Here is a 20,467-nt window from a genome sequence, read left to right on the forward strand (position 1 = left end):
TGAAAGGAAGAAAGAAAGGTTGCCAATGGGCTATGGGCTGACGTAGAACCGGGCCGCAGGGTTGGGCTGGCGGCGGGGTCATCGTTCCGAAGGTACGACTCCCGTTATTTGCAGCCGCTTTGCCCGAACAATATAGGGGCGGGGCCTGCCCCCGCCCAGGCGCTCGCGCCGCTTTTACGCTGACGTTCAACGACGGGCGGGGGCAGGCCCCGCCCCTACCGCTCAAACCGTCCTTGCCCATGTCCATCCACTTCCCCCCCGCCCTTCAGCCCGGCCAGCGCGTAGCCATCGTGAGCCCCGCCCGCAAAATCCCGGCCGCCGAGCTGGCGCCCGCCATCGCCACCCTCAAAAGCTGGGGGCTGGAAGTGGTACTGGGTGAGAGCATTGCCGGCGACTACCACCAGTTTGCCGGCCCCGACGAGCTGCGCCGTGCCGACTTCCAGCGCCAGCTCGACGACCCCAGCATCCGCGCCATCCTTTGCGCCCGGGGCGGCTACGGCACGGCCCGCATCGTGGACGGGCTCGACTTTGCTGGCTTCCGGGCCGCGCCCAAGTGGGTGGCCGGCTTCTCCGACATCACTGTGCTCAACGCCCACCTGCTGGCGCTGGGCTACGCCAGCATCCACGGCGTGATGCCGGTGCTGTTCCACCAGGCCGGCGGCGAGTTGGCCCTCGAAACCCTGCGCCGGGCCTTGTTTGGCGAAGCGTTTCAGCCCATCGCGGCCCCGCCCCACGCCCTCAACCGGCCGGGTACTGCCACCGGCGCGCTGGTGGGCGGCAACCTGAGCTTGCTCCAGACGGTGACCGGCACGGCCTCGCAGGCGGGCTTCGCGGGCCGCATCCTGTTTCTGGAAGACCTGGACGAGTACCTCTACCACGTTGACCGGATGATGCTGCACCTCGACCGCAGCGGGCAGCTGGCGGGCCTCGCTGGCCTGGTGGTGGGCCACTTCTCGCAGATGCGCGACAACGCCATTCCCTTCGGCACCACAGCCTGGGAAATCATCGACCGCTACGCGCAGCAGTACGACTTCCCGGTGGCCTACGGCTTCCCGGTGGGCCACGAGGCGGATAATTTGGCCCTGACCGTGGGGCAGGTGGTGACGCTGACGGTGGACGAGGCAGGGGGCGCGCTGACGGCGTAGGCGGCGGGGCCGCGGGCCTCACCCCCTGACCCGCTCTCCGAAAAGGAGAAGAGGCATTGGCCTTGCACCCACGAAATTGGCTGGCTCTCTCTCCTCTTCGGAAAGGGGGCCGGGGTGAGGCGCCCACTCGCGCCGTCAGAAAGCGGAAGCCGGCAAGCGTGGCGCCTACCCGCCCCGCCCAAAAAACGTCCCTAATCGTTTGCGGATTACTGAAGCTCGACTAAATTCGGTTTACGGCTCCGGCGAGCCCGGCCAACGACCTAGTGCAGAGGCCCACAGCTGGCCGATTGTCCTGCCTTGCTCTACCCGCGCTGTGTTGTTTACCCCGCTCCGTTGTGATGAAGTCGAAGCCCTGGTTAGGCAGGTGCCCGGCCCGGGCGGGCGCGGCCAGCGGCAGCCCCTCCCGTTCCTTGTCCGGGGTTTTCCAGGTTTCGGCTGGCACGGCCGAAGCATTGGCCGCGTCTTCCTGCGGGTAGGCAGGGCCGTCCTACGTGTGGGTGAGCCCTGCCTACGTTTAGGTAGGTCCGCCCTCGGTTTAGGTGAGCCCTGCCTACGTTCAGGAAGCAGCGGCCGACGTTTAGGACACGCCTTCCGACTTTTAGGAAGCGGCTGCCTAAACATCGGAAGGCGCCAGCTACGCGGCGGCTACCGCGTGGGCCGCCTCGGGCGGGCCAGGGCCGGGCGGCGGCGGGCGTGTGGTGGCGAAGAAACCGGGTGCCTCGCGGCCTGCGGGCCAACTGTTTCCTGGTTTTTCGTCTACACCATTCTTCTTGTGAGCTCCCGAAAATTACTCACCAATTTTGACAATGTCCCCAAGATGGAAATCGGGCCGCTGGCCCAGAACTACCTCACCAACACCGTAGGCAACACGCGCTACCCCAAGGCCAAGCCCCAGACCGACGCGCTGACGGCCGTCCTCACCCCCTACCTGGCGGCGGCTAGCATTCTGCACCCCGCTCCCACCCAAACCGCCGAACTGAACCAGCTGCGCACCGCCTTGAACCAGGCCCTGAGCGCCCTGGCCCAGATGGTCAACCTGCTGTACCCCGACGACGAGGCCGCCCTGCTCTCTACCGGCCTCAACCTGAGCAAGGAGCGCGAGCGCCACACCACCCTGGAGGCCCCGCTCCGCTTCCAACTCGTGGACGGCCCCACGCCCGGCATGCTCTGCGCTAAGGCCAAGCGCCCGCCCCACGCCGTGGCCCTGAAATATCTCTGCACCCTCGACCCTACCGAGGCCGAAATTGAGTGGCACGTGGTGGTGGTGGTGGTGCGCGACGGCGATACCCTCCTGACGCAGTGCAAGTCCGGCGACAAGCTGTACTGCAAAGTAGCCGCCGTGGGCGGCGACACCGACCAGCAGCCCTTCACCGACGTGCTGAGCCGCATTGCGCAGTAGGCCGGGGCGCGGCCGGGCCCGGAAACGGCCGGCCCAAGCGGCCCCGGCCCGGCAGGGGCCGCCCGGGGGTAGCTATCTTTGGTGGCCCGGCCCGGGGCCCCGCCCGCCTGCTGCGTCTCAACGCCGACGGCTCGCGTGACAGCGGTTTTAACCCCGGCGGCGCCGGGACCGACGGCCCGGTGCGGGCGCTGGCCCTACAGCCCGACGGCCGGGTGCTGGTGGGGGGCGACTTCGCTAGCTACAACGGCGCCGCGGCCCCCGCTCGCCTGCTGCGCCTCACCGCCGACGGCGCCCTTAACAACGCCGCCACGCCGCCGACGGGCCTGACCTATACCTGGAGCACCGGCGCTACCGGCGCCAGCATCGCGGTAAGCCAGCCGGGCGACTACGTGGCCACGGCCAGCGTGCCCGGCGGGGGCAGCTACAGCACCCTGGTCCGCGTGAGCGCCCCGTCGGCCGTGAGCGTGGCGCTGGCCCCGGCCGGACCGCTGGCCCTGCCCGCCGGGGGCAGCGCCACGCTCACGGCCACGGCCACGCGGCTGGCCTTCAACGCGGGCGGCAGCGGCTTCAACGGCATCGTGTATGCGCTGGCCGTGCAGCCCGATGGCAAGGTGCTGGTGGGCGGCGACTTTACCGCCTACAACGGCAACGCGGCGGCCCCCGACTACGTGCTGCGCCTCCACCCCGACGGCGCGCTCGATACGGGCTTCAACCCCAGCGGCGGCGGGGCCAACGGCATTGTGCGGGCGCTGGCGCTGCTGCCCGATGGCAAAGTGGCCGTGGGGGGCAACTTCACGGCCTACAACGGCAACGCCGCCGCCCCCGACCGGGTGCTGCGCCTCAACGCCGACGGCACCCTCGATGCCGGCTTCAACCCCGGCGCAGCGGCCGGGGCCAACGACTACGTGTACGCGCTGGCCGCGCAGCCCGACAGCAAGGTGCTGGTGGGCGGCACCTTCTCGGCCTTCAACGGCAGCAGCACAGCCCCGCGGCGGGTGCTGCGTCTCGGCACCGACGGCTCGCTTGACACGGGCTTCAACCCCGGCGGCACCGGGGCCGACGGCGTGGTGTGGGCGCTGGCCGTGCAGCCCGACGGCAAGGTGCTGGTGGGCGGCACCTTGGCCACTTACAACGGCGACCCCGCCGCGCCCAACTGCGTGCTGCGCCTCACCGCCGACGGCGCGCTCGACGCCGACTTCAACCGCGGCGGCGCGGGCACCAACAGCGTGGTGTACGCGCTGGCCGTGCAGCCCGACGGCAAGGTGCTGGCCGGGGGCACCTTCTCGGCCTACAACGGCGACCTCGCCGCCCCCGACCGGGTGCTGCGCCTCAACGCCAACGGCTCGCTCGACGCGGGCTTTAACGCCGGCGGCACCGGGGCCGACAGCTACCTGCTGGCCCTGGCCGTACAGCCCGACGGCAAGGTGCTGGCCGGGGGCAATTTCGCGTCTTACAACGGCGACGCGGCAGCGCCCGATGCCGTGCTGCGCCTCAACGCCAACGGCACCCTCGATACCGGCTTCAACTACGGGGGCGCCGGGTCGGTGCTCGTGCAGACGGTGGCCCTGCAAGCCGACGGCCGGGTGCTGGCGGGCGGCGGCGCCGTCGTGTACAACGGCAACTACGCGGCGCCGGACGGCCTGGTGCGCGTCAACGCCGACGGCCTCCTCAACGACGCGGCCACGGCCGTGCCCGGCGCCACGTTTGTCATCGGCCCCGGCACCACGGCCGGCCCCGCCCGCCTCGTGAGCACGGCCGGTACCTACACGGCCACTGCCACCGACCCGGCCACCGGCTGCGCCTACGCCTCCAACGCCGTGGTGGTGACCATCACGCTGGTCGTGGCGCCGGGGGCGGCGGCCCCGGCCTTGCGGCTGTACCCCAACCCGGTTCCCGGCGGCGCGGCCACGCTCACAGGCGCGCCGCCCGGCAGCACGGTGACGGTGCTGGACGCGCTGGGCCGGACCGTGACGACGGCCACGCCCGACGCGGCGGGCATGGCGCCGCTGGTGCTGCCGGCTGGTACTCCGGCGGGCGTGTACGTGGTGCGCGCCGGTGGCAAAGCGGTGAAGCTGACGGTGGAATAGGCATTCCTTATTATGTAGGTGTCGGCCGCCGCCGTCCCGTCGGGGCGGCGGCGGTCTGTCGCTTGGGGGCGGGCAGAACCGGGGCGGGTGTCCCGTTCGGGGACATATTTTGGTTACTCAGGGCACCAGAGCTACCACTCGCGACATTCCTGGACGCGCCGGGGAAGAGCGGCGGCAACTTTGCCGGCTGCTTGGGCGCCAAAAGAAAGGGCGTGGCCCGGCAGGTGTCTTTAGCGGCCATTGCGGCCCTGGTGTGTTTCTTACCAACCCTTTTTTATATGCCCCTGCGTTACCCCGTTGCCCCCCCGGCGTTGCCGGCCACTCCTCTCCGGTCCCGTGGCCGTTCCTTTTACCCCCTGGCCCGCCTGGGCGGGCTGCTGGCGCTGCTGCTGCTGCTGGCGGGGCCGCTGGCCCACGCCCGGGTGTTCTTCGTGAGCGCGGCCCGACCTGATAACAGCGGCGACGGCCTGAGCTGGGCCACGGCCAAGAAGGACGTGCAGATGGCCCTGAACCTGGCCGCCACCGGCGACGAGGTGTGGGTGCAGGCCGGCACTTACGTGCCCACGCTGGTGCCGCCCACCACGTCGGCCACCATCACCGCCCGCGACCGGACGTTCTACCTCATCGACGCCGACGTGAAGCTCTACGGCGGCTTTGCCGGCACCGAAAGCAGCGCCGACCAGCGCAACCCGGCGGCCAACGCCACCGTGCTGAGCGGCGACGTGGACCCAGCGGGCCCGGCCGATGCCTTCCACGTGCTGCTCACGCTCTACCGCAGCAGCGCCTGCGTGGTGGACGGCTTCACGGTGCAGGGCGGCCAGGCCGCCACCACCGGCACCCTCACCGTGGCACCCAGCGGCCGGGCCAGCCTGACGCTGCAACGCAACAACGGCGGCGGAATGCTCAACAACACCAGTAACCCCTCGGTGAGCAACTGCGTCTTCGCCAACAACGCAGCCACCAACATCGGGGGCGGCATGATTAACACCGGCGGGAGCGCGCTCGTGACCGGCTGTGCCTTCCTCAACAACAACAGCGGCAGCGGCGGCGGCGGCCTGTACAACAACAACGCGACGCTCACGCTCAGCGGCTGCCTGTTTGCGGGCAACGTGTCGGGGAACAACGGCGGGGGCGTGCTCAGCAACGGCAACAGCAGCAGCACGCTCACCAACTGCGTGTTCAGCGCCAACACCTGCGTGGTGAGCGGCGGGGGCCTGTTCAGCGGCAACGGCACCAGCCTCACGGCCACGGCCTGCACCTTTGCCAACAACCAGGCCAACGGCGGGAGCTCCAGCTACGGGGGGGGAATTTTTGTGGGGAGCACGGCCGGCGGCACCCTCACCGACTGCATCCTGTACAACAACACCACGCCCAACAACAACACCGTCCCGGGCCGGGAGGAGCTATTCAAAGGAGCGGCCACCACTTCGCTCACCGTGGCTTCCAGCATCATACGGGACTACAGCGCCGCCAACCCCAACAACTTCTACACAGTGGCGCCGGCCGGCAGCGTGTACACCACCGACCCCGCCTTCGTCAACAGCATCGCCCCCCTCGGCCCTGACGGCCGCTTCGGCACCGCCGACGACGGCCTGCGCCTGGGCTGCGGCAGCCCGGCCGTGAACCTGGGCACGGCGGCGGCCCCCGCGCCCGACGCGGTGGGCAACGCCCGCCGCGCCGCGCCCGACCTGGGCGCCTACGAGGCCACGGGCGGCCCCGGCCCGGCCAACGCCATCCCGGCCGCCACCACCACGGTGAGCGCCGTGCAAAGCGCCGCCGCCGTGCCCTACACCGACTGCCAGAGCGAGCTGCTGCAGCTCAACGCCGCCCCGCCCTATACGCTGGCTGGCAGCACCATTGCCACGGTGCGGGTGCTGGCCGCCACGCCCGTCTACAACCGGCAGCCCTACGTGCGCCGCTTCTACGACATCAGCCCCGCCGCCAACGCGGCCACGGCCACGGCCGAGGCCACGCTCTACTTCACCCAGGCCGACTTCGACGACTACAACGCCGCCCGCGGCGCCCGTCCGTCGCTGCCCACTTCCCCCGCCGATGCCGACGGCTACGCTGCCAACCTGCGCATCAACCAGCAGCACGGCACTAGTGCCAGCGGCGCCCCGGGCACCTACGGCGGCTGGGCCGGCCCGGGGCCGGCGTCGGTGCTGCTGGTGCCGGCGGCCGTGACGTATAACGCCGCCGCCGCCCGCTGGGAGGTGCGCCTGGCGGTGTCGGGCTTCTCGGGCTTCTTCGCCCTCACCGGCGCGGCCCCGCTGCCGGTGGCGCTCACTGCCTTCACGGCCGTGGCCCAAAGCCCCGCCGCCGTGCGCCTGGCTTGGGCCACGGCATCGGAAACGCACAGCCGGGCCTTCGAGGTGGAGCGCAGCATCGACGGGCGCACGTTTGCCGCCCGGGGCACGGTGGCCGCCGCTGGTAGCAGCAGCAGCGCCCGCGCCTATGAGCTGCTCGACAGCAAGCTGCCCACGGGCGCGGCCCAGCTCTACTATCGCCTCAAGCAGATGGATGCCGACGGCAGCTTCAGCTACTCGCCCGTGCGGACGGTGGCCCTGACCGGCGCGGCCGTCGGCCTGAGCCTCTACCCCAACCCCGCTTCCGGCGGCGCGGCCACGCTCACGGGCGCCGCGCCCGGCACAGCGGTGACAGTGGTTGACGCCCTGGGCCGCCCCGTGACTTCGGCCACTGCCGACGCCTCGGGCACGGCGGCGCTGCAGTTGCCGGCCGGGCGGCCGGCGGGCGTGTACGTGGTGCGCGCCGGCAGCGCGGCCCTGCGCCTCACGGTGGAGTAGGCCGTCAGGCCCCGCCCGAACACCAAAACAGCCGTCGACCCACCCGGGTTGGCGGCTGTTTTGGTGTTCGGGCGGGGCGGCGGCATGACCGGCGGTATGACACTTTTGTGTCATACCGCTGCTTGCAGTAACGCGGTAGCTTTGTGTAATTATTGGATGCAATTGCACTTGTCAGCCGCCGCTTCGGGTGAAGCCGTGGAATATTCATCGCTTTCATTCTCTCCCCGCGCCATGCGCTTACGCAACTCCCGGGCCCACCTGTCCAGCGCGGCCCGCCACCAGCTCTGGCATCTCACCAGTCCCTTGCAACGTTCGTTGCGACTGTTGGCCGGCCTGCCGCCCCTGGCGGCATGGGCCCAAAGCGCCCTGCCGGCCCGGGCCCTGCCGCTGGCCGGCGTGGGCGGTGCAGCTCCGACCGGGCCGGCAGCGCCGGCCAGCGGCTTCTTTGGCGGACCGGCCGCCGCAGACACCCCGCGCTTGAGCGGCGCGGGCGGCGGCGGAGTGGGAACCCGTTAGGCCGCGCCGGCCGACGCCTGGGCCGTGCCGGCCGGCGGCGTTGGGTCCCGGGCCCTGGTGTTGAGGGTGGCTGACAGGCCGGCGGGTAGCGGCCTGACTGCTGGTGGTAGTAGCTCCTCCGGTGCCGGCGGCCCGGGCACGAGTGTCGGCCCACCGAAGATATTGTTCTGTTTATTATGCAAAGAGGCAGGCCTGGGGCCTGCCTCTTTTGGTTACGTAGAGAGGTTAGACGAGGGCATTAGTACAATTTTCAACAGGCTTTTCATGGCTTTCAACCGGTATTTTTCAGTGTTGGCCGAGGGCTATATTTTGAGAAAACAGAGGTATAGCAGTGATTTTGGGCTAATTGGCTGGTAACTTTGCCCTGAATGTGCCAGCGCTGCTTTTTAGCGCCCGGAAAAGAACAGCTCCTGCGGGAGCATTTCCCGGGCGGCGGCAGTTGCCCCCTGTCTGTCTTACCATCCTCTTTTTTTCTTCATGAAAGCATTCTTTACCATTTCCAAACCGGCATCGTGGCCCGGCCTGCTGTTGGGCCTGCTGCTGCTGCTAAGCGGCGCCTCCCGTGCCCAGGCCCAGGCCTATCTCATGAACAACACGGCCGTGACGACGTGCAACGGCACGTTCTACGACTCGGGCGGGGCCGGCGCCAGCTACGGCAACAACGAAAACTTCACTAAGACTTTCTCGCCCGGCACGGCGGGGGGCAAGGTGCGGCTGAGCTTCACCGCGTTTGCCACGCAGGGCCCCACCGGCGGCGGCACCTCGCGCGATTACCTGGAAATCTACGACGGGGCCACCACCGGCGCCGCGCTCATTGGCCGCTTCGAGGGCACCGACGACCCGGGCGTGATTACGGCCACCACGGCGGGCGGGCAACTCACGGCGCTGTTCGTATCCAACAATAGCACCACCGGCAGCGGCTGGGCGGCCACGGTGTCGTGCGTGAACACCACTTTCTACCCCATGAGCAACGCGGCTGTGACCACCTGCGCGGGCACCTTCACCGACTCGAACGTGAACGGCAACTACGCCAACAACCAGGACTTCACCAAGGTGTTCAGCCCGGCCACGGCAGGCGCGGCGGTCCGGCTGGCCTTCTCGGCCTTCGACCTGGAGGTGGGCAGCACCTTTGGCGGCACGCCCTACGACTACCTGACCATCTACGACGGCCCCACGACCGGCTCCCCGCAGATTGGCCGCTTCTCGGGTACCACCTCGCCGGGCACCGTCACGGCCACCAACGCCGCGGGCCAGCTCACGGTGGTGTTCCACTCCGACAACAGCACCACCGGCGCCGGCTGGGAGGCCGACATCTCCTGCGTGCCCGGCCCCATTTATTCCATGAGCAACACGGCCGTGACCACCTGCGCGGGCACTTTCTTCGACTCGAACGTGAACGGCAACTACGGCAACAACCAGAGCTTTACGAAGGTGTTTACGCCGGCCACGGCGGGCGCGGCGGTGCAGCTGGCCTTCACCTCGTTTGCCACCGAAGACACTTACGACTTTCTCTACATCTACGACGGCCCCAGCACCAGCGCCCCGCTGATAGGCCAGTACTCGGGCAGCACCTCGCCGGGCACCGTTACGGCCAGCAACGCCACGGGCCAGCTCACCGTCCGGTTTACTTCCGACGTCAACACCACCGACACGGGCTGGGAGGCCACCATTGCCTGCGTCGAGCCGTTCACGTTTGCGCCCACTTCGGGCTCGCCGGGAGCCAGCATCTTCATCACGGGCGGGCAGCTGAGCACCGTCACCGACGTGAAATTCAACGGCACGTCGGCCTTCTTCAACTACAACAGCGCCACCGGCCAGATTCGGGCCAGCGTGCCCACCGGCGCCACCAGCGGCACGGTGCAGCTGGTGCGCGCCACGGCGGCCACCTCGCCCACGTCCACGGCCAGCTTCACGGTGTGCCGCACCACGGCCGCGGCCCAGAACTACGCCGCCGCCCTGCCCCTGACCGGCCCGGCCACCGCCACCGCCGCCAGCGTGAACAACGGCAGCACCTCGGCCTGCGGCGCGGCCAGCGTGTACTTCCTGAGCGCCACCGAGCTGCTGCTAAACGGCGGCTTCGACACCGACCTCTCGGCCGCCGACTGGACGGCCACCCAGATTGACTTTGCCGGCGGCTACCGCGCCGCCGATGGCAACCCCGGCGGCACCTTCGTGCTGAACGACAACGGCGCCGCCGGCACCGACCCGGCCATAAGCCAGCTGGTGACGGGCCTGACCGTGGGGGTGCCCTATTTGCTGCAGGGCGACTACAAGAACTACGACGGCCTGAACCCCGGCGAAACCCAGCCCGGCTTCGCGGTGGAATTTGGCGGCGTGGTGCAGCTCACCCGCACCAACCCCGGCCCCATCTGGACGCACTTCAGCGTGGTGGTGACGCCCACGGCCGCCGCGCAGGTGGTGCGCTTCCGCAGCGAAATCAACGGCACCGACGTGAACGCGGCCATCGACAACATCAGCCTGCGCCGCCTCGACACCAGCCTGAGCTACGCCTGCGCCACCATCGGGGCCAACGCCGTGACCCTGGTGGCCCTGAACCCCAACGGCGACGTGAGCACCGCCGCCGCCACCGTGACCGTGGCCCCGCCCGCCGCGGCCGCCACCGCTACCACCTGGAACGGCAGCGTGAGCGCCGACCCGCAGGACTGCGCCAACTGGAGCTACGGCAAAGTGCCCAACGCCACCACCAGTGCCACCATCCCCAGCGGCACGCCCGCCCTGAACCTGACCACCGGCACCCTCACTGCCGCCAGCATCACCATTGCCAGCGGCAGCAGCCTCACGGTGGCCGCCGGCGCCACTCTGCAGGTGAACGGCGACTTCACCAATAACGGCACGGCCACTCTGCCGGGCACCGTGTCCTTCGCCGGCAGCGCCGCCACTCAAACCGTGAGCGGCACGGCCGCCACCTCGTTTGCGACTCTCGCCGTGAATAAGGCCAGCGGCACCGTGCAGCTCGCCCGCGACATCACCGTGAACACCGCCCTCAACCTGAACAGCGGCACCCTCACCACGGGCGCCACCGTGGCCGCCACCGGCTTTAAGGTAACGCTAGGGGCCACGGCCACCATTGCCGAAACCGACGCGAGCTACGTCATCGGGGCGGTGGAAACCATCCGCAACCTGAACGTGGCCGGCGCCACCACCACCTTCGGCGGCTTGGGCTTGGGCCTCACGCCCAGCGGAAGCGCCTTGCCGGGCAGCACCCTGGTGCGCCGCGTCACGGGCAGCCCCGTCACGGGCGTGCAGAGCCGCCAGGGCATTGGCCGCTTCTTCACCATCGCCCCCACCCTGAACGCGGGCCTGAACGTGAACCTGGCTTTCGACTACTTCAACCACGAGCGCAACGGCATCGCGGCCGCTGATATGACGCTGTTCCGGGCTGCCACGCCCGGCACCACTTCGGGCTGGCTGGCGCAGCTGCCCAGCACCCGCAGCGGCAGCACCGTGAGCCGCACCGCCCTGAGCACGCTGGCTGGCACCTTCACGCTGGGCAGCCAAGCCGCCCCGCTGCCCGTGGAGCTGCGCGCCTTCACGGCCACGGCCGAGGGCTCCGCCGCCGTGCGCCTGGCCTGGGCCACGGCCACGGAAAAGAACAGCGCCTTCTTTGACGTAGAGCGCAGCCTGAATGGCGAGGCATTCGCCGCCATCGGCACGGTAGCCGCAGCCGGCAACAGCAGCGCCTTGAGCTCCTACACTTTGCTTGACCGCAAGCTGCCGGCCGGCGCCTTACTGCTCTACTACCGCCTGCGCCAGGTAGATGCGGACGGCACCGCCAGCTACTCGCCCGTGCGTACCGTGGCCCTGGCCGCCGAGGTTCGCCTGAGCCTCTACCCCAACCCTGCTCACACCGCGGCCACCCTCACGGGCACGGCCCCCGGCACCGTGGCCACGGTGTACGATGCGCTGGGCCGGACCGTAACAATGGCCACGGCCGATGCCGCCGGCACCGCCCAGCTGCTGCTGCCCACTGGGCTGGCCAGCGGTGTGTACGTGGTGCGCGCCGGCAGCCAGGCTGTGCGCCTCACGGTGGAGTAAGCAACGCCCTGTTTTAGTACCAAAGCAGCCGCCGCCCCGCCCGGGGCAGCGGCTGCTTTGGTTTGGGAGGAAAGGAGCGCGCTACCGGGCGCGGGCATTGCTGGCGGCCGCGCGGGCCCGGCGGGTGCGGCGGGAGGTGGGCTTCCCGAACAGGGCGCGGCCGGGCGTGGCGCGGACCTTCTGGCTGCTGCTTTCTTCCTCGCTAGGTTTCACGCTTTTAATTTCGCCTTACGGCCGAGGCGCAACAGTTGGCGCGCGTATCTTCGCTACAGGTTGCGCGGGCCGACCTCCCGGCTTGTCGTTAGCTCCCTCCACCACCCCCCGCATGAAAAAACACTTACTCCTCTTCTGGGTCGTGCTGCTCGCGCTGGCCCGCCAGCCGCTGGCCGCCCAAACCGCCATCCGAATCTTCAGCGGCCTGCTGTACTACGACGGCTACGCCACGACTGTCACCACCCCGCCGGCGCCCACGGGCGTTACCCGGCTCCGCAACGACCTGTATGCGCGCCCGCTCTCCACGACGGAGCTGCAGACCATCGGCACCCAGCTGAGCATGCGGGTGACCGTGGCGGCCGCCTGCGACAACTACGACCGCATCGGCAACGTGAACCTGGCGCTCGTGCCCAAAGGGGCCACCACCTACGTGCCGGCCAACGTGCCGCACATCGAGCTGGGCCGCTACATCACGCCGTTCATGGACAAGAACCTGTCCCCGAGCTCGGTGTCGTACGACTACGACATCAGCAACGTGGCGGCGCTGCTGAAAGAAACCAGCCTGAACACTCAGTACGACTTCTGGGTAGAGCTGCAACTGTTCGGCGTGCCCTACGCCGCCAACACGCAGATTTCCGGCTGCGCGGGCCGCAACGACGTGTTCTACGGCTCGCTGGTGTTTACCACCGATGGGGTGGCCGCCGCCCAAAGCAACAACGTGCTGCTGCCGCTGCTGTTTCAGGCCAGCCTGAACAACTACCAGACCACCGCCACCGACACCCTAGGCCGCACCACCCGCACCGTCACCGTGAACGTGCCGGCCAACCTCACCGACGCGGCCCTCTTTCTCATCACCTCCAACCACGGCGCCAACTCCGGCGGCGAGGAATACAACCGCCGGGTGCACTACGCCTATTTCGACAACGTGCTGCGCCTGAGCTACACGCCGGGCCGCGTATCGTGCGAGCCCTTCCGCCAGTACAATACCCAGGGCAACGGCATCTACGGCCCCAGCCCCCGCACCAACGCCCAGTGGCAGTCCTTCAGCAATTGGTGCCCAGGCGACGTAATCGACATCCGGCGCATCAACCTGGGGGCCGTATCGGCCGGCACCCACAGCTTCCGCATCCGCGTACCCACGGCCGTCTTCGCCGCCGGCCAGGGCGACATTCCCACTTCGGTATACCTGCAAGGCAAAACGAGCGGCACACTGAGCACGCTGGCCGGCGGCCGTGGAGCCGCCGAGACGTTTTTCCTCTTCCCCAATCCGTCGGCCGGGCTGGTGACGCTGGCCAACCCGACGGGCGCATTGGTACGGGAGGTGGTGGTGCGCAACGCGCTGGGGCAGGTGGTGCATCGGGCCGCTGGCAGCGGCGCGCCGCAACTGGTGCTCTCGCTCGGCAGCCTGGCCGCCGGCACCTACGTGGCAGAGATTCACACTGCCGACGGCGTGGCTACCCGCCCGTTCCAGGTGGCCCGGTAGGCGCAGCCGCGCACGGACTGCGCCGCCCAAGCAGCCGCTTACCGGCGGCGTTCACGTTAATTTCTGTACACTAAAAAGGGCGAGCCGCTGGGCTCGCCCTTTTTAGTTGGCTGTTTTACATAGCACGCCCCGCCCCTACGGTTGCCCCAGAAACCCAAGCACCACCGCGTTGAAGGCGGCCGGGTCTTCGCGGGGGGCGTAGTGCGACAGGCCGGGAAAGATATGGACCTGCCCGTGCGGCAGGCTGCCGGCAATGAGGCGCGTGTGGGCGTCCTGAATCATGTCGTGCTGGCCGGCCAGCACCAGCGTGGGCGCCGTGATGCCGGCCAGGTCGGTGGCCTTCATGCGCGGGTAGTCGAGCAGCAGCACCATGAGCGGGCGCGCCTGCCGGGCCTGCTTGTTGATGGGGTAGAGCAGCGTGGTCATCGTCTTGCCTTTGTGCACTTCTTTGAGGGTGGCGGGCGTCACGGCCAGGGTGTCAGCCCAGAGGTTGGCGCCCATGGTCACGAGGCGCTTTACCTGCTGCGGGTGGTGGAGGGCCAAGCTCAGGCCGGTATTGCCGCCGTCGCTCCAGCCCACCACGTGGGCGGCCGGAATGTGCAAGGCCGTGAGCAGCGCGCTCATGTCGTCGGCAAACAGGTCGTAGGTCAGCGTCTGCTTGCCGTTAGTGGATTGGCCCTGGGCGCGGGTGTCCACGGCAATGACCTGGTAATGTTTGGCCAGCTCGGGAATCTGGCCGGCGAAGGCCGAGATGGACTGGCCGTTGCCGTGCAGCAACAGCAGGGGCTCACCCTGCCCGTAGGTTTCGTAGTAGAGCTTGATGCCGTTAACGGCCACCGTGTGGCCAGCGGCGGGGTTGTGGCCGTAGTTCACCACGCCCTGGCCGGTGATTTCGAGGTAGTGGTTGCCGCTGGCTTCGACGGCCGTGCCGTAGCGGTAGGCGTCGTTGTAGTACAGCGGGCGCCAGCCGTTGGGGAAGCCGTTGGTGCTGTCGGCGCGGGCCGTTTCGAAGTCGCCGTTGAGCAGCGGCACGGCCTGCCACTGGCCTTTGCTGACCTCAGCTTCGAGCTTAAAGTCGTCGTAGCCGAAGGTGCCGTTGAGGTACACATAGGCGTTGATGGTGAGCCGGGCAGCCGTCTTGGGCAGCGTGCCGGTGAAGGCGAAGCTGCGCCACTGGCCGTCGCGCCGCTTGGCCCGCATCTGGCCGAGCTTGCTGCTGCCCAGGTACTTCTTGTTTTTGTCGAACAGCACCACGAAGGCGTTGGCATCGGCGCTGTCGCCGGCCGGGGCCTCCACCTTCATGCGGACCGAGAGGCGGTAGGGCTTGCCGGCATAGGGCTGCACCTCGGCCCAGTGCCGAAAGAAGAAGGTGGTGCTAACCTGGGTTTTTAGCTTGGACTGGGCGGCAGCGGGCAGGCAGAGCGTTAGCAGCGCGAGGAGGAGCCAGAGGTGTTTCAAAAGCAGCGAGGGAAAAGAAGGTTGCGCCCTGGTGATACCAAAAACGGCCAGCTGGTTGCCCGGCTGGCCGTTTTTAAATGGTTGCTTTCTGAGAATAAATGTCATGCAGAGCGCAGCGAAGCATCTCGCGTGCAACAATAATCAAGGACGTATTTGTTTGAGTTGGTGACGGCACGCGAGATGCTTCGCTGCGCTCTGCATGACGTTCAGAGCACCTGTTGCCAAACCCTAGTCGATGTACAGCACCTGCGTCATGGTCTGGCCCACGGCTTTGAGCGTCTTGCGGTCGATGATGCTCATGTTGTCGGTGGTGGCGTGGTGGTAGGCCGGGAAGTAGTCGTTGCCGTAGCTGGGGTGGTCGTAGATGTCCAGCGTGGGGATGCCGGCCCGGTTGGTGTACACGTGGTCGTCGGTGATGCCGCCGGTGTCCTGGAACAGGAAGAAGTCGGAGTAGCCCAGCGTGGCGGCCGTGTTCCAGATTTTGTCGAGCGGGCCGCGGGCGTTGGTGCGCGAGGTTTCTTCGCGGGTGAAGGTGCCGCCCTTGGCGCCCACCATGTCGAGCAGTACGCCGTATTCGGCCTTGTAGCCAGCGGGCAGCAAGTTTTTGGTCCAGTACTGCGAGCCCAGGCACCACGAGTCGGTGCCGCTGCCGTCGAGTTGGTTCTTGAGCCCTTGCTGGGTGGTGTCGTCGTGGCCCCAGTCCTCGGCATCGAAGAAGATGAAGTCGACGCCCACGTTAGGAGCCAGCGAATCGGGCTGTTGGCTGAGCACGCGGGCCATTTCCATGGCCACGGCCACGGCGCTGGCGCCATCGGAGGCACCGTCCATGGGGGCGTTTTTCTTGGTCTTGTCGGCGTCGGCAAAGGGCCGGGTGTCCCAGTGGCCGAAGATGGCCACGCGCCGCGCCGCCGTAGGCTGGTACTGCGCGATGATATTGCGGCAGCGGATGTTGGTGCCGTCAAACGTCATCGCATTGAAGGGCTGCTCCATCACCTTTAGCCCGAAGCCCTTCATCTTGCGCACTATCCAGTCGCCGCAGGCCACGTGGGCCTTGGAGTTGGGCACGCGCGGCCCAAAGGCCACCTGCTTGGCCGTGAAGGCATAGGCCGAGTCGGCGTTGAACACCGGCGCCTTGGGCAGCTTGGGCGCGGCCGGGGCGCTGGTGTCGGCGGTTTCGGTTGTCTTGGTTTTGTCCGGGCAGCCGGTGAGGACGAGCAGGCCGGCCAGCGCGGCGAGGGGAAGGCGAAGGGAACGAATGGTCATGCTGTAGGGGTGGGGCTTGCCCCCGCCCGGACGGTTGAACGATGAAATTGAACGAACATAGGCCGTCGTTCTATTAGCCGGGCGGGGGCAAGCCCCGCCCCTACTCCGTTAAGAAAGCCTTTACTCTTCGCTATACGCCCACTCCACGCCGGCCTTGGTGTCTTTTATCACGATGCCCTGGCTTTTGAGCGCGCCGCGAATCTGGTCTACCTTGTCGTAGGCCTTCTCGGCTTTGGCTTCGGTGTAAAACTCCAACGTGAGCTTGAGCAACTCCTCGGCATTGGCGCGGGGCTCGTCCTGCAGGCCCAGGATGTCGCTTACCACGGCGCGGTAGGCGTCCACGGCTTCGGTGAGGGCGGCGGAGGAAACGGTGGCCATCGCGGCCGTGGTAGCGGCCAGGGTGTTGAACTTGCGCAGCAGATTGAATAAGCTGGCAATGGCGCGGGCGGTGTTCAGGTCGTCGTTCAGGCCCACGAACACGTCGGCCACCAGCTTGCGCAGCTCGGCGTCGCCGGCGGCAGTGTCTGGCTGCTTGCCTTCGGCCAGGGGCGCCACCGTACGGTCGCGAATAACGTCCGACGAAAGGCTGTCGGCCGTGAGGCGGTCGAGCAGGCGCAAGCCGTTCATCAGCTTGCGGTAGCCTTTGCGGGCGGCCTGCAGGGCGTCGTCGCTCACGTCCACGGGCGAGCGGTAGTGGGCCTGCAGCAGGAAGAAGCGCACCACCATGGGCGAGTAGCCGAAGGCCAGCGGCCCGGTCGGCCCCTTGAACATGTCGCCTAGCAGCACGAAGTTGCCCAGGCTCTTGCTCATCTTGGTGCCGTTCACGGTTATCATGTTGTTGTGCATCCACACGCGGGCCTCGTCGGTGTGCGAGTGGCTGCCCTGGCTCTGCGCGATTTCGCATTCGTGGTGCGGAAACATGAGGTCGAGGCCGCCACCGTGGATGTCGCTCAGGTCGCCGAGGTACTTGCGGCTCATGGCCGAGCACTCCAGGTGCCAGCCGGGGAAGCCTTCGCCCCAGGGCGAGGGCCAGCGCATGATGTGCTCGGGCGAGGCCTTTTTCCACAGCGCAAAGTCCAGCGGGCTGCGCTTCTCGCTCTGGCCCTCCAGGCCGGCGCGGGTGCCGGCCAGCTGGTCCTCAATGCTGCGGTTGGAGAGCTTGCCGTAGCGCTTGCCTTCCTCGTTGTACTTGGGCACGTCGAAATACACCGAGCCGTTCACCTCATAAGCCAGGCCATTGTTGATAATTTCCTCAATCACCTGAATCTGCTCGATGATGTGGCCGCTGGCCTGGGGCTCGATGTCGGGCGGCAGGCAGCCGAGGCCCAGCATGTGCTGGCGGTAGCGGTTGGTGAAGTGCTGGGCTACCTGCATGGGCTCGATGCGGGCGGCGCGGGCGGCCTTTTCCATCTTGTCCTCGCCGGTGTCGGCGTCGCTTTCGAGGTGGCCCACGTCGGTGATGTTGCGCACGTAGCGCACCTGGTATTGCAGGTGGCGCAGGTAGCGCGTCAGCACATCGAACACCACCGGGCCGCGGGCGTTGCCCAGGTGGGCTTCGCTATACACCGTGGGGCCGCACAGATACACGCCCACCTGGGGCGCGTGCAGGGGCTGGAATTCTTCTTTCTTGCGGGTAAGCGTGTTGTAGAGCGTGAGCGACATGGTGCAAAGGTAGCGGGCCGCGCGGCGTGCGGCGGCGGGGAGGCATCAACAAAACATCAGGGCCTTTTGTGCAACCCAACCGGTTGAATTGAGCAACCGTCCGTTTACAGAATCGCCCGCAACCGCTGCTACTCAGGCAACAAAGCCGCCACTCCTGGGTGCCATCCCAACGCGCCGGACACGAACCAGCCTGCGGCTGACGTTATTGCGCCATGAAGTATTTCTTCCTTTTGCCATTCGTCATTGGGAGCGTGGGGGAGGCTGTCGCCCAAAGCACGCCGGCCGTGCAGTACCCGCAGCTGAGCAAAACGCTCGACAGCCTGGCCTACGTTGACCAGTGGCCCATGCAGCGTATGTTCAAGCAGGAGCCGGACAGCGCCGGCCGCGACCTGGTGCAGGTTGAAAAGGAGAATTTCGCTCGGCATCAGCCCTTGCTGGAAAAAATAGTGCGTCGGTACGGCTACCCCGGCATCAGGCAGGTGGGCAAGACAAGCGCCAACAACTTTTGGCTCCTGGTGCAGCACGCCGATGCTTACCCCACTTTTCAGCAGCAGGTACTTAAGCTGATGCTGCCCGAAGTGAAGCGCAAAAACGCCGACTCCTCCAACTACGCCTACCTCACCGACCGGGTCGCCATCAACACGGGCCAACCCGAAGAGTACGGCACGCAGGTCGAATACAAAGGCCCGGGCCTGGGCCAGGCCGTGCCCAAGTCCTTGCGCGACCCGGCCCGGGTCAATCAGCGCCGCGCCGCCATCGGGATGGAACCGCTGGAAAACTACCTGCGCATGATGACCCAAATGCACGTGGAGATGAACACGCCCAAGGCCCCCAACCAGTAAATCAATCAGAGCTGGAAGCATGCTGCCAGCTAATCAAGCCCCCCGGACGGAAGCAGGGCCGAAGCCATATCCGGCCGGGCTCGACCTTGTTCCTTATTTCAGCCGGTACAGCCGGTACAGCCCTTCCACCGGAAAATGGTCGCTCCATTTCATTTCGCGGTGCACCTGGCAGCCCAGCACCCGCCACTGCTTGCCGGCAAACTGCTGGTCGATGCGCAGGCCGGGCAGGCGGCCATTGTATGTGGCCCCAATACCGAGGCCCACGGTGGCCCAGGCGTTCTGCAGGTGGTCGGCCAGCTGGTCGTAGGGGTAGGAATAGGGCAGGTCGTTGAGGTCGCCGGCCAGCAGCACGGGGTAGGGCGAGCGGGCCACGCGGGCCAGTACGGTGTCGACCTGGGTGCCGCGGGCCACGGCGCCGTTGCGGAAGCGACGCAGCAGGTTGGGAGCCTTCTGGCGGAGGCCGGCGCGGCTTTGGGTGGCGGCGGCGATGTCGGCATCGGCCATACTCATGCTTTGCAGGTGCAGGTTGAAAACGCGAATGGTGTCGGGGCGGCCGCGACCTGTGCGGGCGGCGGGGCGCACCACGTCGGCCCACATGGCGTGGTTTTGCGAAATTTTGCCGAAGGTGATGGTACCGCGCCGCACAATGGGAAAGCGCGAAAAAATGGCCAGCCCGAACTCGGCCCCGATGCCGTTGGTGAGCGTGACCGACACGAACGAGTGCCGCCCGCTGCTGCGCCCCAGGTATTCTTCGGACCGGAAAACGTCCTTGTCCTGCCCCGAGCCGTGGGGCTCGTTGTAGAACTCCTGCAGGCAAAGCACGTCGGCCGGGCTGGTGGCCAGCCAGCGAATCAGGCCGGTGGAGGAAGCATTATTGGGCTCGCGCAGCTGGGCATACACGTTGAAAATGCGCACGTTGGCCGACAGCATCGACACCTCGTTGGGGTGCACCGCGAAAAACCGTGAGCGCGGCATGTCCACCTTCGGCAACGGCACGGGGCGGCCCCCGCCGGGCGGGGTTTCGCCCTGCATTTCGGGCGCGGTGAGGTGCAAAGCCAGCCCGCGCTGCACGTGGGGCCAGGTGAGGGCCAGCGCCGCAATGGGCAGCACGGCCACCCGCCAGTTGCGCCGCAGCCAGTACAGGGCCAATAGTGCCGTGCACACCAGCGCCACCGGCGTGGTGAGGGCCCCGAACACCACCGGCCAGAAAGCCGCCGCGGGCACCTGCTCGCAGGCAATGGCCAGCAGCAGCCAGCCCAAGGTGAACAAGGTTATTTTGAAAGCGAAAGAGCGGCGCACGGCACTGAGCAAACGGAGCCGCAAAGGTAGCGCCGGCCCCGCAAGCGCCGCTTCGGCTTGAGAAGTGCCGCTTCAAAACAGCACGTCATGTCGAGCGCAGCCGAGACATCTCGCGTGTGGTAGTAAACACTGACGATTGGATTACTTCGGCACGCGAGATGTCTCGGCTGCGCTCGACATGACGGCCTATTTTTCGACATGAAGGCCCATTTTAAAGAGGCCTCAAATACCCTCGGCCTG

Annotated in this window: 13 protein-coding genes and 1 pseudogene; 9 read left to right on the plus strand and 5 right to left on the minus strand. The window is 67.6% G+C overall.

Annotation, left to right across the window (positions count from 1 at the left end; translation table 11 throughout):
• The first annotated feature begins 239 nt into the window (after positions 1 to 239).
• The 7 genes and pseudogenes from Q5H92_RS15810 to Q5H92_RS15835 all read left to right on the plus strand — a co-directional run bounded on the left by Q5H92_RS15810 (position 240) and on the right by Q5H92_RS15835 (position 12,007).
• Complete coding sequence (locus Q5H92_RS15810; RefSeq protein WP_305012514.1) at positions 240 to 1,145, plus strand: S66 peptidase family protein; 906 nt, start codon at positions 240 to 242, stop codon at positions 1,143 to 1,145.
• 772 nt (positions 1,146 to 1,917) lie between these two features.
• Positions 1,918 to 2,544, plus strand: coding sequence for a hypothetical protein (locus tag Q5H92_RS15815; RefSeq protein ID WP_305012515.1), 627 nt, complete (start codon positions 1,918 to 1,920; stop codon positions 2,542 to 2,544).
• Positions 2,445 to 2,711, plus strand: a pseudogene (locus Q5H92_RS26685) (NHL repeat-containing protein); the annotation flags it as partial. The gene Q5H92_RS15815 and the pseudogene Q5H92_RS26685, both read left to right, overlap by 100 nt.
• 12 nt (positions 2,712 to 2,723) lie before the next feature.
• Positions 2,724 to 4,631: a hypothetical protein gene (locus Q5H92_RS15820; protein ID WP_305012516.1), complete on the plus strand. Its 1,908-nt coding sequence runs from the start codon at positions 2,724 to 2,726 to the stop codon at positions 4,629 to 4,631.
• A gap of 278 nt (positions 4,632 to 4,909) precedes the next feature.
• On the plus strand, positions 4,910 to 7,435 hold the full coding sequence (locus Q5H92_RS15825; RefSeq protein ID WP_305012517.1) for a T9SS type A sorting domain-containing protein: 2,526 nt from the start codon (positions 4,910 to 4,912) through the stop codon (positions 7,433 to 7,435).
• Between the two features lie 231 nt (positions 7,436 to 7,666).
• A complete protein-coding gene (locus tag Q5H92_RS15830) occupies positions 7,667 to 7,951 on the plus strand; it encodes a hypothetical protein (protein WP_305012518.1) in 285 nt (94 codons plus the stop codon).
• A 477-nt stretch (positions 7,952 to 8,428) separates the two neighbouring features.
• A complete protein-coding gene (locus tag Q5H92_RS15835) occupies positions 8,429 to 12,007 on the plus strand; it encodes a CUB domain-containing protein (RefSeq protein WP_305012519.1) in 3,579 nt (1,192 codons plus the stop codon).
• 81 nt (positions 12,008 to 12,088) lie between these two features.
• Here Q5H92_RS15835 and Q5H92_RS15840 read toward each other — a convergent pair whose 3' ends face one another.
• Positions 12,089 to 12,220: a hypothetical protein gene (locus Q5H92_RS15840; protein ID WP_305012520.1), complete on the minus strand. Its 132-nt coding sequence runs from the start codon at positions 12,218 to 12,220 to the stop codon at positions 12,089 to 12,091.
• Between the two features lie 112 nt (positions 12,221 to 12,332).
• On the opposite strand from Q5H92_RS15840, the gene Q5H92_RS15845 reads away from it, so the two are divergent.
• The gene (locus Q5H92_RS15845) at positions 12,333 to 13,703 is read left to right on the plus strand and encodes a peptide-N-glycosidase F-related protein (protein ID WP_305012521.1); all 1,371 of its coding nucleotides are present in this window, start codon (positions 12,333 to 12,335) and stop codon (positions 13,701 to 13,703) included.
• A gap of 135 nt (positions 13,704 to 13,838) precedes the next feature.
• On the opposite strand, the gene Q5H92_RS15850 is transcribed toward Q5H92_RS15845, so the two are convergent.
• The 3 genes from Q5H92_RS15850 to cysS form a co-directional block, all read right to left on the minus strand.
• Complete coding sequence (locus Q5H92_RS15850) at positions 13,839 to 15,161, minus strand: alpha/beta fold hydrolase (RefSeq protein WP_305012522.1); 1,323 nt, start codon at positions 15,159 to 15,161, stop codon at positions 13,839 to 13,841.
• A 228-nt stretch (positions 15,162 to 15,389) separates the two neighbouring features.
• The gene (locus Q5H92_RS15855; protein WP_305012523.1) at positions 15,390 to 16,424 is read right to left on the minus strand and encodes a M28 family peptidase; all 1,035 of its coding nucleotides are present in this window, start codon (positions 16,422 to 16,424) and stop codon (positions 15,390 to 15,392) included.
• Positions 16,425 to 16,544: 120 nt separating this feature from the next.
• On the minus strand, positions 16,545 to 18,086 hold the full coding sequence (gene cysS / locus Q5H92_RS15860) for a cysteine--tRNA ligase (RefSeq protein WP_305012524.1): 1,542 nt from the start codon (positions 18,084 to 18,086) through the stop codon (positions 16,545 to 16,547).
• Between the two features lie 212 nt (positions 18,087 to 18,298).
• Between cysS and Q5H92_RS15865 the strand changes: the two genes are divergently transcribed.
• Positions 18,299 to 18,928, plus strand: a complete 630-nt coding sequence (locus tag Q5H92_RS15865; RefSeq protein ID WP_305012525.1) for a DUF6624 domain-containing protein — start codon at positions 18,299 to 18,301, stop codon at positions 18,926 to 18,928.
• Between the two features lie 93 nt (positions 18,929 to 19,021).
• Here the strand turns inward: Q5H92_RS15865 and Q5H92_RS15870 are convergent, their stop codons facing one another.
• Entirely contained in the window at positions 19,022 to 20,227 is a 1,206-nt protein-coding gene (locus Q5H92_RS15870) for an endonuclease/exonuclease/phosphatase family protein (RefSeq protein WP_305012526.1), read from the minus strand.
• Between the last annotated feature and the right edge of the window lie 240 nt (positions 20,228 to 20,467).

Origin of the sequence: Hymenobacter mellowenesis (assembly GCF_030581005.1) — a bacterium.
Classification (GTDB): domain Bacteria; phylum Bacteroidota; class Bacteroidia; order Cytophagales; family Hymenobacteraceae; genus Hymenobacter; species Hymenobacter mellowenesis.